This window comes from Streptococcus sp. 5905, from assembly GCF_013276505.1.
Taxonomy (GTDB): Bacteria; Bacillota; Bacilli; order Lactobacillales; family Streptococcaceae; genus Streptococcus.
On sequence record NZ_VMLC01000001.1, the window covers coordinates 354416 to 370281 of the forward strand.

Annotated in this window: 15 protein-coding genes; all 15 read left to right on the forward strand. The window is 43.2% G+C overall.

The features are described 5' to 3' along the window. Positions 1 to 130 precede the first annotated feature (130 nt). Positions 131 to 604, forward strand: a complete 474-nt coding sequence (nrdR, locus tag HT680_RS01715; RefSeq protein WP_001203677.1) for a transcriptional regulator NrdR — start codon at positions 131 to 133, stop codon at positions 602 to 604. Continuing rightward, a complete protein-coding gene (locus HT680_RS01720; RefSeq protein ID WP_173257777.1) occupies positions 605 to 1768 on the forward strand; it encodes a DnaD domain protein in 1164 nt (387 codons plus the stop codon). Next, complete coding sequence (gene dnaI, locus HT680_RS01725; RefSeq protein ID WP_173257778.1) at positions 1769 to 2665, forward strand: primosomal protein DnaI; 897 nt, start codon at positions 1769 to 1771, stop codon at positions 2663 to 2665. It begins immediately after the preceding gene. Beyond that, the gene (locus tag HT680_RS01730) at positions 2662 to 3375 is read left to right on the forward strand and encodes an NADPH-dependent oxidoreductase (protein WP_173257780.1); all 714 of its coding nucleotides are present in this window, start codon (positions 2662 to 2664) and stop codon (positions 3373 to 3375) included. The genes dnaI and HT680_RS01730 overlap by 4 nt, the downstream gene beginning before the upstream one ends. Positions 3376 to 3388: 13 nt before the next feature. Beyond that, entirely contained in the window at positions 3389 to 4699 is a 1311-nt protein-coding gene (gene der / locus HT680_RS01735; RefSeq protein WP_001207684.1) for a ribosome biogenesis GTPase Der, read from the forward strand. 228 nt (positions 4700 to 4927) lie between these two features. Further along, a complete protein-coding gene (locus HT680_RS01740; RefSeq protein ID WP_173257782.1) occupies positions 4928 to 5776 on the forward strand; it encodes a TPM domain-containing protein in 849 nt (282 codons plus the stop codon). 163 nt (positions 5777 to 5939) lie between these two features. After that, positions 5940 to 6536 carry a LemA family protein gene (locus HT680_RS01745; RefSeq protein ID WP_173257785.1) on the forward strand — a complete coding sequence of 199 codons (597 nt, stop codon included), beginning with the start codon at positions 5940 to 5942 and terminating at the stop codon, positions 6534 to 6536. 123 nt (positions 6537 to 6659) lie between these two features. Then, a complete protein-coding gene (locus tag HT680_RS09100; RefSeq protein WP_240146441.1) occupies positions 6660 to 6998 on the forward strand; it encodes a hypothetical protein in 339 nt (112 codons plus the stop codon). Positions 6999 to 7016: 18 nt separating this feature from the next. Further along, entirely contained in the window at positions 7017 to 7307 is a 291-nt protein-coding gene (locus HT680_RS01750; RefSeq protein ID WP_084926121.1) for a hypothetical protein, read from the forward strand. Positions 7308 to 7467: 160 nt separating this feature from the next. Next, a complete protein-coding gene (gene secA / locus HT680_RS01755) occupies positions 7468 to 9981 on the forward strand; it encodes a preprotein translocase subunit SecA (RefSeq protein WP_173257787.1) in 2514 nt (837 codons plus the stop codon). Between the two features lie 79 nt (positions 9982 to 10060). After that, entirely contained in the window at positions 10061 to 11092 is a 1032-nt protein-coding gene (locus tag HT680_RS01760; protein ID WP_173257789.1) for a 3-deoxy-7-phosphoheptulonate synthase, read from the forward strand. A gap of 1 nt (position 11093) precedes the next feature. After that, positions 11094 to 12125, forward strand: a complete 1032-nt coding sequence (locus HT680_RS01765) for a 3-deoxy-7-phosphoheptulonate synthase (RefSeq protein WP_000864026.1) — start codon at positions 11094 to 11096, stop codon at positions 12123 to 12125. A gap of 44 nt (positions 12126 to 12169) precedes the next feature. After that, a complete protein-coding gene (acpS, locus tag HT680_RS01770) occupies positions 12170 to 12532 on the forward strand; it encodes a holo-ACP synthase (RefSeq protein ID WP_173258625.1) in 363 nt (120 codons plus the stop codon). Further along, entirely contained in the window at positions 12522 to 13625 is a 1104-nt protein-coding gene (gene alr / locus HT680_RS01775) for an alanine racemase (RefSeq protein ID WP_173257791.1), read from the forward strand. Before acpS ends, alr begins: the two co-directional genes overlap by 11 nt. Continuing rightward, positions 13616 to 15661: an ATP-dependent DNA helicase RecG gene (gene recG, locus HT680_RS01780; protein ID WP_345890216.1), complete on the forward strand. Its 2046-nt coding sequence runs from the start codon at positions 13616 to 13618 to the stop codon at positions 15659 to 15661. The genes alr and recG overlap by 10 nt, the downstream gene beginning before the upstream one ends. Positions 15662 to 15866: the final 205 nt, after the last annotated feature.

Sequence of the window (15866 nt, forward strand, 5' to 3'; positions counted from 1 at the left end):
CTTTCTTTTTCTTTATTGTTCTAATTAAATAATACAATAAAACAAAAAACTTGTCAAGTAAAAATAAGAATTGTTTTGGGAATTGCTCAAAAAATGGTATAATGAAAAGAAAACGACAAGGAGGAGAAGCATGCGTTGTCCAAAATGTGGGGCTACCAAGTCTAGTGTTGTTGATAGCCGTCAAGCCGAAGAAGGAAATACCATCCGTCGAAGACGTGAGTGCGACGAGTGTCAGCATCGTTTTACAACCTATGAACGAGTTGAAGAACGAACGCTGGTTGTCGTCAAAAAAGACGGTACACGAGAACAGTTTTCAAGAGATAAAATCTTTAATGGGATTATCCGCTCAGCCCAGAAGCGCCCTGTTTCGAGTGATGAAATCAACATGGTGGTCAATCGCATCGAGCAAAAACTCCGTAGTCGCAGTGAGAACGAGATTCAAAGTGAATACATTGGAGCCTTAGTCATGGAAGAATTGGCAGAGCTTGATGAGATTACCTATGTTCGTTTTGCCAGTGTTTACCGTAGCTTTAAGGATGTGAGTGAGTTGGAGAGTCTGCTCCAGCAGATCACCCAATCCTCAAAAAAGAAAAAGGAAAAATAGATGAAACCAAATGACCGTTTTTCTTTTCTAAAGAATAATCGGGTGTCGCAAGATACCTCTTCCCTGGTGCAGTGCTACCTCCCGATTATCGGTCAGGAGGCGCTGAGCCTCTATCTATATGCCGTTACCTTTTGGGATGGAGGTCAAAAAGAACACCTTTTTGCCAACATTCTTAATCATTTGGATTTCGGGATGAATACGCTCCTCCAGTCTTTTAAAATCTTATCTGCTGTGGACTTGTTGACTCTTTATCAGAAGGGGGAAGTATATGAATTGCAGCTTCATTTTCCCCTTTCAAGTCAGGAATTTTTAAGTCATTCTGTCTATAGTAGACTTTTGGAGAGAAAGATTGGGGATACAGCTGTTTCTGCTATGAAACAGGCTCCAAGTGAGGGAGAAGAACTTTCTGTTTCTTTGAGTCAAGTCTTTCCAACCCTGACCGAAGAAGTGACCCCAAGCGAGTCTAAAAGCAAGTTAAAAAATGATTTTGATTTGGAATATTTTCAGCGCCTGATGGCTCGAGATGGTTTGCGTTTTGAAAACGAGCAGGCGGATGTTTTGGAATTGTTTGCCATCGCAGATGAAAAAAAATGGACCTGGTTTGAAACCTATCAATTAGCCAAGGCGACAGCTGTAGCTCAGGTTATTTCAGTCAAACGCATGCGTGAAAAGATTGCGCAAAAGCAGGTTTCTTCTGACTTTAGCCCCAAAGAAATGACCATTATCAAGGAAGCCAAAACCAAAACTCCCCTACAATTTTTAGCGGAAATCAAGCAAACTCGTAAGGGGAACATCACCCAGAGCGAACGGGAACTTCTTCACCAGATGGCATCTTTAGGCTTGTTGGACGAAGTCATCAATATCGTCTTACTTTTAACCTTTAACAAGGTTGATTCGGCCAATGTCAATGAAAAATATGCTATGAAAGTCGCAAACGACTATGCCTATCGCAAGATTCGGACAGCAGAGGAAGCCGTGCTTCGGATTCGAGAACGTCAGCAAAAAGGGCAAGAAGACCAGAAAAATAAGGCTAGTTCAACGAAGACAAATGTTCCTAAGTGGAGTAATCCAGAATACAAGAATCAAACCAGTGAGGAAACTCGTCTGGAATTAGAACGTAAAAAACAAGAAATGTTAGCCCGATTAGAAGAAGGAGGAGACTAGATGGAAAGTGTTGGTGACGTTATTAAACGTCAGTCAAGTCGTTTTCAGTATCAGGAACTAGTCCAGCAGATTATGAAGGACCCAGATGTAGCGGCTTTTATCCAGAAAGAATCCCTCAGCCCAGAGGAGTTAAATCGTAGCATCTCCAAGTTCAACCAATATATCACAGAACGGGACAAGTTTCTTCGCGGGGATGCGGACTATATAGCGCGTGGCTACAAGCCTATCTTGGTCATGAATCACGGTTATGCGGATGTATCTTATGAAGAAACACCGGAACTAATCGCGGCTGAAAAAGAGGCAGCTATAAAGAATCGTCTCAAGTTGATCAATCTACCAGCAAGTCTCAAGAAAGCGAAGTTGGCTCAGATTGACCTAGATGACTTAGGTCGTTTGCCGATTTTTGAGAGACTCTATGCCTTTGTAGACCTTTACCCAAGCATCCGAAAAGGCCTCTATCTGTACGGAGATTTTGGTGTTGGTAAGAGTTTCATGATGGCGGCTTTGGCTCACGACTTATCTGAAAAACGTGGTGCTTCAACAACCATTCTCCACTATCCAAGTTTTGTCATTGATGTGAAAAATGCTATCGGTGAAGGAACTGTGAAGACCTTGGTGGATGAGATCAAGTTAGCAGAGGTCTTGGTCTTGGATGATATTGGTGCAGAACAGTCTACCCCTTGGGTGCGTGATGAGATTCTCCAAGTTATTCTCCAGTATCGCATGCAGGAAGATTTGCCGACCTTTTTTACTTCCAACTTTAATTTCCAAGATTTGGAAAAACATTTTGCCAAAGGAAAGAATGGAAATGACGAGACTTGGGAAGCTAGACGGGTTATGGAACGAATCCGTTATTTAGCAGAGGAAACAAGACTAGAAGGAGAAAATCGCCGATGACAGAAACCATTAAACTGATGAAAGCTCATACTTCAGTTCGTCGCTTTAAGGAGCAAGAAATTCCTCAAGCAGACTTGGACGAGATTTTAACTGCTGGACAAATGGCGTCATCTTGGAAAAATTTCCAATCCTACTCTGTGATTCTTGTACGCAGTCAGGAGAAGAAAGATGCTCTTTATGAATTGGTTCCGCAGGAAGCCATTCGTCAGTCAGCAGCCTTTTTGCTCTTTGTTGGTGACTTGAATCGAGCTGAAAAGGGAGCAAGCCTTCATACAGATACTTTCCAACCTCAAGGGGCAGAAGGTCTCCTCATCACCTCGGTAGATGCGGCTCTTGCTGGTCAAAATACCCTGCTTGCGGCTGAGAGTCTGGGATATGGTGGTGTGATTATCGGTTTGGTCCGTTACAAGTCGGAAGAAGTGGCAGAGCTTTTTAACCTGCCTGACTATACCTACCCAGTTTTTGGGATTGCCCTTGGCGTGCCAAACCAACAACATGATGTCAAACCAAGACTGCCTTTGAACCAAGTAGTTTTTGAAGAAGAATACCAAGAACAGCCAGTTGAAGCGATTTTGGACTATGACAAAGTTCAGGCAGACTATGCTGGTGCGCGTGCGACAACCTCTTGGAGTCAGCGTTTGGCAGAGCAGTTCGGTCAAGCCGAACCTCGTTCAACTCGGAAGAATCTAGAACAGAAAAAGTTATTGTAGAAAGTGAGAAAACATGGCCTTACCAACTATTGCCATTGTGGGACGTCCCAATGTTGGGAAATCAACCCTATTTAATCGGATCGCTGGTGAGCGGATCTCAATCGTAGAAGATGTCGAGGGTGTGACACGTGACCGTATCTATGCAACGGGTGAGTGGCTCAATCGTTCCTTTAGTATGATTGATACTGGAGGGATTGACGACGTCGATGCTCCCTTTATGGAGCAAATCAAGCACCAGGCAGAAATTGCTATGGAAGAAGCCGATGTCATCGTCTTTGTGGTGTCTGGGAAAGAAGGAATTACGGATGCAGATGAGTACGTAGCTCGTAAACTTTATAAGACCCATAAACCTGTTATCCTTGCCGTTAACAAGGTTGACAACCCTGAGATGCGAAATGATATCTTTGATTTCTATGCGCTAGGCTTGGGTGAACCGCTGCCAATTTCGTCTGTCCACGGTATTGGTACAGGGGATGTGTTAGACGCCATCGTCGAAAATCTACCACACGAAGTCGAAGAAGAAAATCCAGACGTGATTAAATTTAGCTTGATTGGCCGTCCTAACGTTGGAAAATCTAGCTTGATCAACGCTATTTTGGGAGAAGACCGCGTGATTGCCAGTCCAGTAGCTGGAACAACGCGTGATGCCATTGATACCCACTTTACAGATGCGGATGGCCAAGAGTTTACCATGATTGATACAGCTGGTATGCGTAAGTCTGGTAAAGTCTATGAAAATACGGAGAAATATTCTGTCATGCGAGCTATGCGTGCCATTGATCGTTCTGACGTGGTCTTGATGGTCCTCAATGCCGAAGAAGGTATTCGTGAGTACGACAAGCGTATCGCAGGTTTTGCCCACGAAGCAGGTAAAGGGATGATCATCGTGGTCAACAAGTGGGATACTCTTGAGAAAGACAACCACACCATGAAAAAATGGGAAGAAGATATCCGTGAGCAGTTTCAATACCTGCCTTACGCACCGATTGTCTTTGTATCCGCGCTTACCAAGCAACGTCTCCATAAATTGCCTGAGATGATCAAGCAAATCAGTGAAAGTCAAAATACCCGTATCCCATCAGCTGTCTTGAACGATGTCATCATGGATGCCATTGCTATCAATCCAACACCGACAGACAAAGGAAAACGCCTCAAGATTTTCTACGCAACCCAAGTGGCAACCAAGCCACCAACCTTTGTCATCTTTGTCAACGAAGAAGAACTCATGCACTTCTCTTACCTGCGTTTCTTGGAAAATCAAATCCGCAAGGCCTTTGTCTTTGAGGGAACACCGATTCACTTGATTGCAAGAAAACGCAAGTAAACCTTGCTTGTTTTCCTATAAAAATAAATTGAAAGAAGACTGTGAGGTCTTCTTTTTTCTATCTAAAAGGGAAGAAAAGAAGCTATCAAATTGGAGGAGAAATCTGTCATTAAAATTCAATCATTTTCCTAGCTTTTGTAATCTATTTGTAATGAAAATGCACTTTCTTTGTAAAAATCAAAATGCTATAATTCCTTAAATCAATTTTCCTTTATCAGGGAGGTTATTATGAAAAGAATCAGATTATTAAAAAATAGTTTGTTGGTTCGCTTGCTTGGATTGTTGATGGTCTTTCTCTTCTTGTCAGCATTCACAGCACCTGAAAAACCTGAGTATGGGATTTATGACCCGGATCATTATCTAACCGAGGAGACAATCAGACTGATTCGAGGCTTGAACAAGGTAAATAGTCAAAAAACAGAAAAATTCCAAATAGGCGTTTACGTTGTGAAAAGCCTAGATGGAGAAACAATCGAAACAGTCGCCAATGAAACAGCTAGAGCTTGGAAGATTGGCTACTCGGGAGATAACCATGGTGCCTTGGTCGTCGTAGCAGTCCAAGATAGAAAATCACGGATTGAAACCAGTAATAATGTGGCCAGTAAGATCACAGACTATCAGACTCACAGGTTCTTGACAACAGCACGCCCTTATTTTCAAAAGGGAGACTATAATAATGGAGTTCTCTCAATAGTAAATAATCTCAACTACATATTCTATAGTGGCTCGAGTACGACTTCTTCAAGTTCTAAAAGTAGTTACGACTATGCTACTAATCCTAGTCGCTTAAGAGAAATTGAAAAGTATGCTGATGAGAGGAGTTCTTCGAGACGGAATCGAAAAAGTAGCTTCGATGACGGAGTCCTCGGATTTGGAGTTCTCATTTACTTCATCGTGATGATTATCGTATTTATATCTGGAGGTCGTGGTGGTTCTCGTCGCGATGATTCTAGCGGTGGCTGGTGGGGCGGTGACTCATCAGACTCAGGTTCCTCTTGGTCTGACTCAGGCTCCGACTCATCTGGTGGCTGGGACGGCGGTGGCTTCGATGGTGGCGGTTCGTCTGATGACTGGTGAGTGATTGTTTATAGAATACAAACTGATTTTTCCATACAGTAAGGTGACTCCCTTTGCAACAGTTCACTCCTTAATTAAAAATAAAAACAAAGTTTGGGAAATTGATTTAAAATCTGAGTATTTTCTCAGAAAAGTTGATAAAAGAAAGTGTTAAGGTTTTGATATGAAACAAAATAAAGTAATTCTCTCAATAGTAGCGATTTTCTTTGGACTACTAGTTCTGGGAAGTTGTTCCGCAGTGGCAACCTATAATGGTCTGGTTGGTGAACAGACTAAGGTGGAGCAGGCTCAGGCCGATGTATCGACAGCCCTCCAACGTCGTTCGGACTTGATTGGTAACTTGGTGGAGTCCGTTAAAGGACAAATGAATCATGAAACCGAAGTCTTTACCAAGATTGCTGATGCTAGAGCTAAAATCGGTAGTAGCTCAGTAACTTCGGAAGAAAACCAAAAGGCTCAGGGAGAATTGAGCTCTGCTCTTTCCCGCTTGATTTCTTTGACGGAGAATTATCCAGAACTCAAGAGCAATCAAAATGTTGAGCAACTAATGGTCGAACTTTCAGGAAGTGAAAATCGTATCTTTGTAGCACGCAAGGATTATAATAAAGTCGCAGCCGAGTACAATCAAAAGTTGAGAAGTTTTCCAACCGTGCTTTTTGCGAATATGATGAACTTTAAAGAAGCTGAAACCTTTAAAGAAACAGAAGAAGCCAAGACAGTTCCTAAGGTCGATTTTGGAACATCTTCATCAAGTCAATAAAGTGAATCAACCTATGAATAGAGGGATTTCTCTAGCATGACTAGTGATTTCAAACTCAAGCCTGGAAAGTGTTTTCCAGGTTTTTTTGGTATAATAAAATAAAAAGAAATCTTGGAGAAAGCTATGCTGGAAAGACTTCTGCAACTAGTGGTTTTGTCACCTTACTTTTATTTTTTTCATTGGATTGAGAAGGCGGACAAAGATAGTAAATATTTCGCGTTTTTCTATTACTCTTACTGGATTTATCTCCCTTTGTGGGCTTTGTTCAGTATCGCTTTTACAATTTTTTCATTCTTAATTTTCAATATTGTCTTGAAAAATCCTGCTGATTTAACAATTTGGGTGATATGGATTCTTTTAGTCTTTTTGTCTCTTGTGAATGACTGGAAAATATATGCCTGTCTAAAGAGAATGTTCAAGCTGAAACAAGAGAACAAAACGAGGACATTCATCAATAGCTAAAGTTTATAGGAGGTTCCGATGTTCAAAATAAAGCAGTTTATTCATCAATACTACAAAACCTACATTCTTACGATTTGCTTGTTATGGCTGCTGGTCTTTTGTCTTCCATGGGATTTGCAAATAGGAGGAGTTTCGATTTATTTCTTCATCATGAAAAAACTCTTTGTCGTCTTTGGTGTATTGGCAATCTTTTTCTCAGTACTGACTAAAAGGATAAGTCTCTTCCTCTTTGGAGTGCTATTTTGCATGGCCTTCTGGATCAATCTCTTCCTGATTTTTGGAATTTTGCCAGCTCTGCTTGGCAATTAAATTTTTGTGTGAAATGTAGTCCATAAAAAACCAAGAGGCTGACCTAGAAGTCAGCCTCTTTTCCCTGTTTAAACGCGGATTCTTTCTTGAAAATTAAGAGTAAATGTGCTAGAATTAAAAGAACATTCTAAAATATTCAGAATCTAAAGTAAGGAAAATAATGGCTAATATTTTAAAAACGATTATCGAAAATGATAAAGGAGAACTTCGTCGTCTGGAAAAGATGGCAGACAAGGTTCTCAAATATGAAGATCAGATGGCAGCCTTGACGGATGACCAGCTAAAAGCAAAAACAGATGAATTTAAGGAACGTTACAACAAGGGTGAATCGCTGGATTCATTGCTCTATGAGGCTTTTGCGGTAGTACGTGAAGCTGCCAAGCGTGTTCTTGGACTTTTCCCATATAAAGTGCAGGTCATGGGTGGGATTGTCCTCCACCATGGAGATGTGCCAGAAATGCGTACTGGTGAAGGGAAAACCTTGACTGCGACCATGCCTGTATACCTCAATGCCCTTGCAGGTGAAGGGGTTCACGTAGTAACGGTCAACGAGTATCTAACCGAACGTGATGCGACTGAGATGGGTGAATTGTACTCATGGCTTGGTTTATCAGTAGGGATCAACTTGGCTGCGAAGTCACCAATGGAGAAGAAAGAAGCCTATCTCTGTGATATTACCTATTCGACTAACTCAGAAATTGGTTTCGACTACCTTCGTGACAACATGGTTGTTCGGGCAGAGAACATGGTACAGCGTCCGCTCAACTATGCCTTGGTCGATGAGGTTGACTCGATCTTGATTGATGAGGCTCGTACTCCTTTAATCGTTTCAGGGGGCAATGCTGTGGAAACTAGTCAGCTGTATCATATGGCGGATCACTTTGTCAAATCTTTGGACAAAGATGACTATATCATTGACATCCAGTCTAAGACTATTGGTTTGTCTGATTCAGGGATTGACAAGGCTGAAGGCTACTTCAAGTTAGAAAATCTCTACGATATTGAAAATGTAGCTCTTACTCACTTTATCGATAATGCTCTTCGTGCCAACTACATCATGATTCTCGATATTGACTATGTGGTCAGCGAAGAGCAGGAAATCCTGATTGTCGATCAATTTACAGGTCGTACCATGGAAGGTCGTCGTTATTCTGACGGCTTGCACCAGGCGATTGAAGCCAAGGAAGGTGTGCCAATCCAAGATGAAACCAAGACTTCAGCTTCTATTACCTACCAAAACCTCTTCCGTATGTATAAGAAATTGGCAGGTATGACGGGTACTGGTAAAACAGAAGAAGAAGAATTCCGCGAAATCTACAACATTCGTGTCATCCCAATCCCAACCAACCGTCCAATCCAACGTATCGACCACTCAGACCTTCTCTATGCAAGTCTTGATGCAAAATTCAAGGCTGTAGTTGAAGATGTGAAGGCACGTTATCAAAAAGGTCAGCCAGTCTTGGTAGGTACGGTTGCCGTTGAAACCAGTGATTTTCTTTCTAAGAAATTGGTCGAAGCAGGTGTTCCTCACGAAGTCTTGAATGCGAAAAACCACTACAGAGAAGCGCAAATCATCATGAATGCTGGTCAACGTGGTGCAGTTACCATCGCTACCAATATGGCCGGTCGTGGTACTGACATCAAGCTTGGTGAAGGGGTTCGTGAACTTGGTGGACTTTGCGTCATTGGTACAGAACGCCACGAAAGTCGCCGTATTGATAATCAGCTTCGTGGACGTTCAGGACGTCAAGGAGACCCAGGTGAGTCACAATTCTACTTGTCTCTTGAAGATGATTTGATGAAACGTTTCGGTTCAGAACGTTTGAAAGGTATCTTTGAACGTCTCAATATGTCTGATGAAGCCATTGAATCTCGCATGTTAACGCGTCAGGTTGAAGCGGCTCAAAAACGTGTCGAAGGAAACAACTATGATACCCGTAAACAAGTCCTTCAATACGATGATGTCATGCGTGAACAACGTGAGATCATCTATGCACAACGTTATGATGTCATTACTGCCGACCGTGATTTGGCACCAGAAATCCATGCTATGATTCGTCGTACCATTGGACGTATCGTAGATGCACATGCTCGTTCAAAAGAAGATGAAAAACTAGAAGCAATCTTGAACTTTGCTAAGTACAACTTACTTCCAGAAGATTCAATCAGCCGTTCAGATCTTGCAGGTCTATCAGATCAAGCCATCAAAGATGAACTGTATCAACGTGCATTGAAGGTTTATGATAGCCAAGTTGCTAAACTTCGTGATGAAGATGCAGTGAAAGAATTCCAAAAGGTTCTGATTCTACGTGTTGTAGACAACAAGTGGACAGACCATATCGATGCTCTTGACCAGTTGCGAAATGCTGTCGGTCTTCGTGGATATGCCCAAAACAACCCTGTTGTAGAATATCAAGCAGAAGGTTTCCGCATGTTTAACGACATGATTGGATCGATTGAATTCGATGTGACTCGCTTGATGATGAAGGCACAAATCCATGAACAAGAACGTCCACAGACTGAACACAATATCAGTACAACTGCGACTCGTAATATCGCAGCGCAGCAGACTCATCTTCCAGCAGATGTGGACTTGAGCCAAATCGGACGAAATGACCAATGTCCATGTGGATCTGGTAAGAAATTCAAGAATTGTCATGGTAAGAGACAATAATATGAGATAAGATACAGGCGGATACCTGGTGAAAATACATTTTTACTTGGTGTCCGTTTGCTTTATAAGGAGATGAATCATGGTATTTACAGCTAAAAGTCCTAAAATTAACATTGAAGAAGTTCGTGCCTTGTCTAAATTAGAAGGAGCAGCTCTTGCAAGAAAAAACCAACGTGATCAGGAATTGGAAGCCATTATCCGTGGGGAAGACAAGCGTATCCTCTTGGTAATTGGACCATGTTCATCTGATAACGAAGAGGCGGTTCTCGAGTATGCCAAGCGTCTATCTACTTTGCAAGAAGAGGTCAAAGACCGTATTTTTATGGTCATGCGTGTCTATACAGCTAAACCTCGTACCAATGGAGATGGCTATAAGGGCTTGATTCATCAACCAAATGCGACAGAAGCTCCTAGCTTGATCAATGGAATCAAGGCTGTTCGTCAGCTACACTATCGTGTGATTACGGAGACAGGTATGACAACAGCTGATGAGATGCTTTATCCTGAAAATCTTCCGCTAGTGGATGATTTGATTTCTTATATGGCTGTTGGAGCTCGTTCTGTAGAGGATCAACAGCACCGTTTTGTAGCGAGTGGAGCAGACTTTTCGACAGGATTTAAAAATCCAACATCTGGGAATCTCAATGTTATGTTTAACGGGATTTACGCAGCGCAAAATAAACAGAGTTTCCTTTTCCTCGGTAAAGAGGTGGAAACAACAGGGAATCCATTGTCCCACGCCATTCTTCGTGGTGCCTTGAATGAATATGGGAAAAATATTCCCAACTACTACTATGACAATTTGATGGATACCATTGGTCAGTATGAAAAGATGGGCTTGGAAAATCCCTTTATCATCATCGATACCAATCATGACAATTCAGGCAAGCAGTACATGGATCAAATCCGTATCGTTCGTCAGACCTTGATTAACCGTGACTGGAATGAGAAGATCAAGAAATATGTTCGTGGTTTTATGATTGAGTCCTATCTAGAAGATGGACGTCAAAATGAGCCAGAAGTCTTTGGTAAGTCCATTACAGATCCATGTCTAGGATGGGACAACACAGAAGCACTTGTTCGCGAAATCTACCAAACACTAGGAGAATAAGATGGCATTTATCGAAAAAGGTCAAGAAATAGATATTGAAGCAATCAAGGCTGCGACTCAGTTGTCAGGTGAAGCCTTGCGAAAAAAAGAAGCCCGTGATCGAGAGTTGGCAGCCATTATCTCAGGTGAGGACGACCGAATTCTTTTGGTGATGGGGCCTTGTTCTTCAGACAATGAAGAAGCAGTACTCGAATATGCTCGTCGCTTAGCAGACTTGCAGAAAAAAGTTGCGGATAAAATCTTTATCGTGATGCGTGTCTATACGGCTAAACCTCGTACTAATGGAGATGGCTATAAAGGCATGATTCATCAACCAAATACCAGCGAAGCGCCTAGTCTCATCAATGGTTTGCAGGCTGTTCGTCAGCTGCACTACCGAGTGATTACCGAAACTGGATTGACAACAGCTGATGAGATGCTTTATCCGTCAAATCTCGTTTTGGTTGATGACCTGGTCAGCTACCATGCTGTAGGGGCTCGTTCGGTAGAAGACCAAGAACACCGCTTTGTAGCCTCTGGGATTGATGCTCCAGTTGGGATGAAAAATCCAACATCTGGGAACCTTGGGGTCATGTTTAATGCCATCTATGCGGCTCAAAACAAGCAAACCTTCCTTTACCACGGTCAAGAAGTAGAAACTTCAGGAAATCCCTTGGCCCACGTTATCCTTCGTGGTGCCATGAACGAATATGGTAAAAATGAACCCAATTTCTACTATGAAACCCTCTTAAATGCCATCAATCGCTATGAGACTATGGGGCTTGAAAATCCCTTCATTATCATCGATACCAATCATGACAATTCGGGCAAGCAGTATATGGAACAAATTCGCATTGTTCGTCAAGCCTTGCTGAATCGTGATTGGAATGAAAAGATTAAAAAGACGGTTCGAGGCTTTATGATCGAATCTTACCTAGCAGACGGTCGCCAAAATCAACCAGAGGTCTTTGGTTGCTCTATAACCGACCCTTGTCTAGGCTGGGAGAATACAGTAGCCTTGGTAGAAGAAATTTATACTACCTTAACAAAATAAGTGAAAAGGATGGAGTTGGGGGAATCTCAGCTCCTTTTATGAGTATGATAGTTGGACACGGAATTGACATCGAAGAATTGGCTTCGATAGAAAACGCAATTACACGACGTGAGGGCTTTGCTAAGCGCGTGCTGACTGCTAAAGAGATGGAACGCTTTACCAGTCTCAAAGGGCGCAGGCAGATCGAATACTTGGCAGGTCGTTGGTCGGCTAAGGAGGCCTTTTCCAAGGCTATGGGAACTGGTATTGGCAAACTGACCTTTCAGGATTTGGAAGTCCTGAACAATGAACGCGGGGCTCCCTATTTTAGTCAGTCACCATTTTCAGGAAAGATTTGGCTGTCGATCAGCCATACAGATCAGTTTGTGACAGCCAGTGTCATTTTGGAGGAAAATCATGAAAGCTAGTCCGCATAGACCAACCAAGGCTCTCATTCAGCTGGGAGCTATTCGAAAAAATATCCAGCAAATGGGGGCTCATATCCCTGAAGGAACGCTCAAGTGGGCAGTGGTCAAGGCCAATGCTTATGGTCATGGAGCTGTTGCCGTTGCGATGGCGATTCAGGGTGATGTCGATGGTTTTTGTGTTTCCAATATTGATGAAGCTATCGAGTTGCGTCAAGCAGGTATAAACAAGAAAATTCTCATCTTAGGAGTTTCTGAAATCGAAGCTGTTGCTCTAGCTAAAGAATACGACATCACCTTGACTGTGGCTGGACTGGAGTGGATTCAAGCTCTCTTATCTAGGGAGACAGATCTAGCAGGCTTATCGGTTCACCTTAAGATTGACTCAGGAATGGGAAGGATTGGTTTTAGAGAGGCCGGTGAGGCTGATCAGGCTCATGCCTTGCTCCAACAACACGGTGCTCGTGTTGAGGGGATTTTTACCCACTTTGCGACTGCAGATGAGGAATCAGATACCTACTTTAATCAGCAGTTAGAATGCTTTAAAGCTATTTTGGCAAGTATGAAGGAAGTTCCAGAGCTGGTTCATGCCAGCAACTCAGCAACGACACTCTGGCATGCAGAGACTATTTTTAACGCAGTTCGTATGGGAGATTCCATGTATGGTCTCAATCCAAGTGGAGAGGTTCTGAACTTGCCTTATGACTTGACTCCAGCCTTGACCTTGGAGTCTGCTCTGGTTCATGTCAAGACAGTTCCAGCTGGAGCTTGCATGGGCTATGGAGCCACCTATCAGGCGGATAGCGAGCAAGTCATCGCGACCGTGCCAATCGGCTATGCGGATGGTTGGACACGAGATATGCAAAATTTCACTGTCTTGGTAGATGGACAAGCTTGCCCAATCGTCGGACGAGTATCTATGGATCAAATCACTATTCGGCTGCCTAAGGTTTACCCGTTGGGAACCAAAGTCACCCTTATTGGCTCTAATGAGGACAAGGAAATCACAGCAACTCAGGTAGCGACCTACCGTGGAACCATTAACTATGAGGTGGTTTGTCTCCTCAGCGACCGCATTCCGAGAGAATATTATTAAAGAAAAGAAAGGAGTGGAGCATGAATCTACATCAACCCTTGCATGTCTTGCCTGGTGTGGGACCAAAGTCAGCCGAGAAATACGCTAAACTAGGAATTGAAAACTTGCAAGACCTCTTGCTCTACTTTCCTTTCCGTTATGAAGATTTCAAGACCAAGCAGGTGCTAGATCTGGAAGATGGCGAAAAGGCTGTTCTGTCTGGTCAGGTAGTGACTCCTGCTAGTGTCCAGTATTATGGCTTTAAGCGCAATCGCCTGCGTTTTAGCCTCAAGCAGGGAGAAGTCGTTTTTGCGGTGAATTTTTTTAACCAACCCTACTTAGCTGATAAGATAGAGTTGGGAGCAACCCTTGCTGTTTTTGGAAAATGGGACCGTGCTAAGGCTAGTTTGACTGGGATGAAGGTCCTGGCTCAGGTGGAAGATGACCTCCAACCTGTTTATCGACTGGCTCAAGGAATCAGTCAGGCCAGTCTGGTCAAGGTCATTAAGACAGCCTTTGATCAGGGGTTGGACCTCTTGATTGAGGAAAATCTTCCCCAGTCTTTACTGGACAAATACAAACTCATGTCCCGTTGTCAGGCTGTTCGCGCTATGCATTTTCCTAAGGATTTGGCAGAATACAAGCAGGCCCTTCGTCGGATCAAATTTGAGGAACTCTTTTATTTCCAAATGCAATTGCAGACGCTCAAGTCTGAAAACAGAGTTCAGGGAAGCGGTCTAGTTCTGAACTGGTCTCAGGAAAAAGTGACAGTCATTAAAGAAAATCTGCCTTTTGCCCTGACTCAAGCTCAGGAAAAGAGTCTGCAGGAGATTTTGACCGACATGAAGTCCGACCACCACATGAATCGTCTCCTACAAGGGGATGTGGGGAGCGGAAAAACAGTCGTCGCTGGCTTGGCCATGTTTGCGGCGGTGACGGCTGGCTACCAGGCTGCTCTCATGGTGCCAACAGAAATTCTTGCGGAGCAACACTTTGACAGTCTACACAGCCTCTTTCCAGACTTGAAACTCGCTCTCTTGACAGGTTCCTTAAAAGCTGCAGAAAAGAGAGCAGTCTTGGAGACCATTGCCAAGGGTGAGGCTGATTTGATTATCGGGACTCATGCTTTGATACAAGATGGGGTGGATTATGCTCATCTTGGTTTGATTATCATCGATGAGCAGCATCGTTTTGGTGTGGGGCAAAGGCGTATTCTGCGAGAAAAAGGAGATAATCCTGACGTTCTCATGATGACAGCGACACCGATTCCTCGGACGCTGGCTATCACAGCCTTTGGTGATATGGATGTTTCCATTATTGACCAGATGCCAGCAGGACGAAAACCTATTGTGACGCGCTGGATCAAGCATGAGCAACTGCCTCAGGTTTTGACTTGGCTGGAAGGGGAAATTCAAAAGGGTTCCCAAGCCTATGTCATCTCTCCCTTGATCGAAGAATCAGAAGCTCTGGATCTGAAAAATGCCATTGCCTTATCAGAAGAGTTGACGGCTCATTTTGCAGGCAAGGCAGAGGTGGCTCTTCTACATGGTAAGATGAAGAGTGATGAAAAAGACCAGATCATGCAGGAGTTCAAGGAGCGAAAAACAGATATTCTGGTTTCAACGACGGTTATCGAGGTCGGGGTCGATGTTCCCAATGCGACAGTTATGATTATCATGGATGCCGACCGGTTCGGTCTCAGCCAGCTTCACCAGCTCAGAGGTCGTGTGGGTCGGGGGGACAAACAGTCCTATGCTATTCTCGTTGCGAATCCCAAGACGGACTCTGGGAAGGACCGCATGCGGATCATGACAGAAACGACTAATGGATTTGTCCTTGCGGAGGAAGATTTGAAAATGCGGGGTTCAGGTGAGATTTTTGGAACCAGACAGTCAGGACTTCCAGAGTTCCAAGTGGCGGATATTATCGAAGATTTTCCGATTTTAGAAGAAGCCAGAAAGGTTGCCAGCTACATTAGTTCTATAGAAGGTTGGCGAGAGGATCCAGAATGGCGCATGATTGCTCTCCACCTAGAGAAGAGAGAACATCTGGATTAAGCCTTTTCTAAGAAATCTATAAGCTAGCTTTTAGGTTTGGGGTTTATACTAGAGTCATCAAAAAGAAACGAGGACTCTCACATGACTATTAAAGTAACCTACCAAAAGAAATTCCAAACCGTCAAACTAGAGAAAGGAGCTAGCACCTATTGATACACAGAGACCGGAAACGCTCTCTTTATTTTTAAAACTACTTTCAGACGAT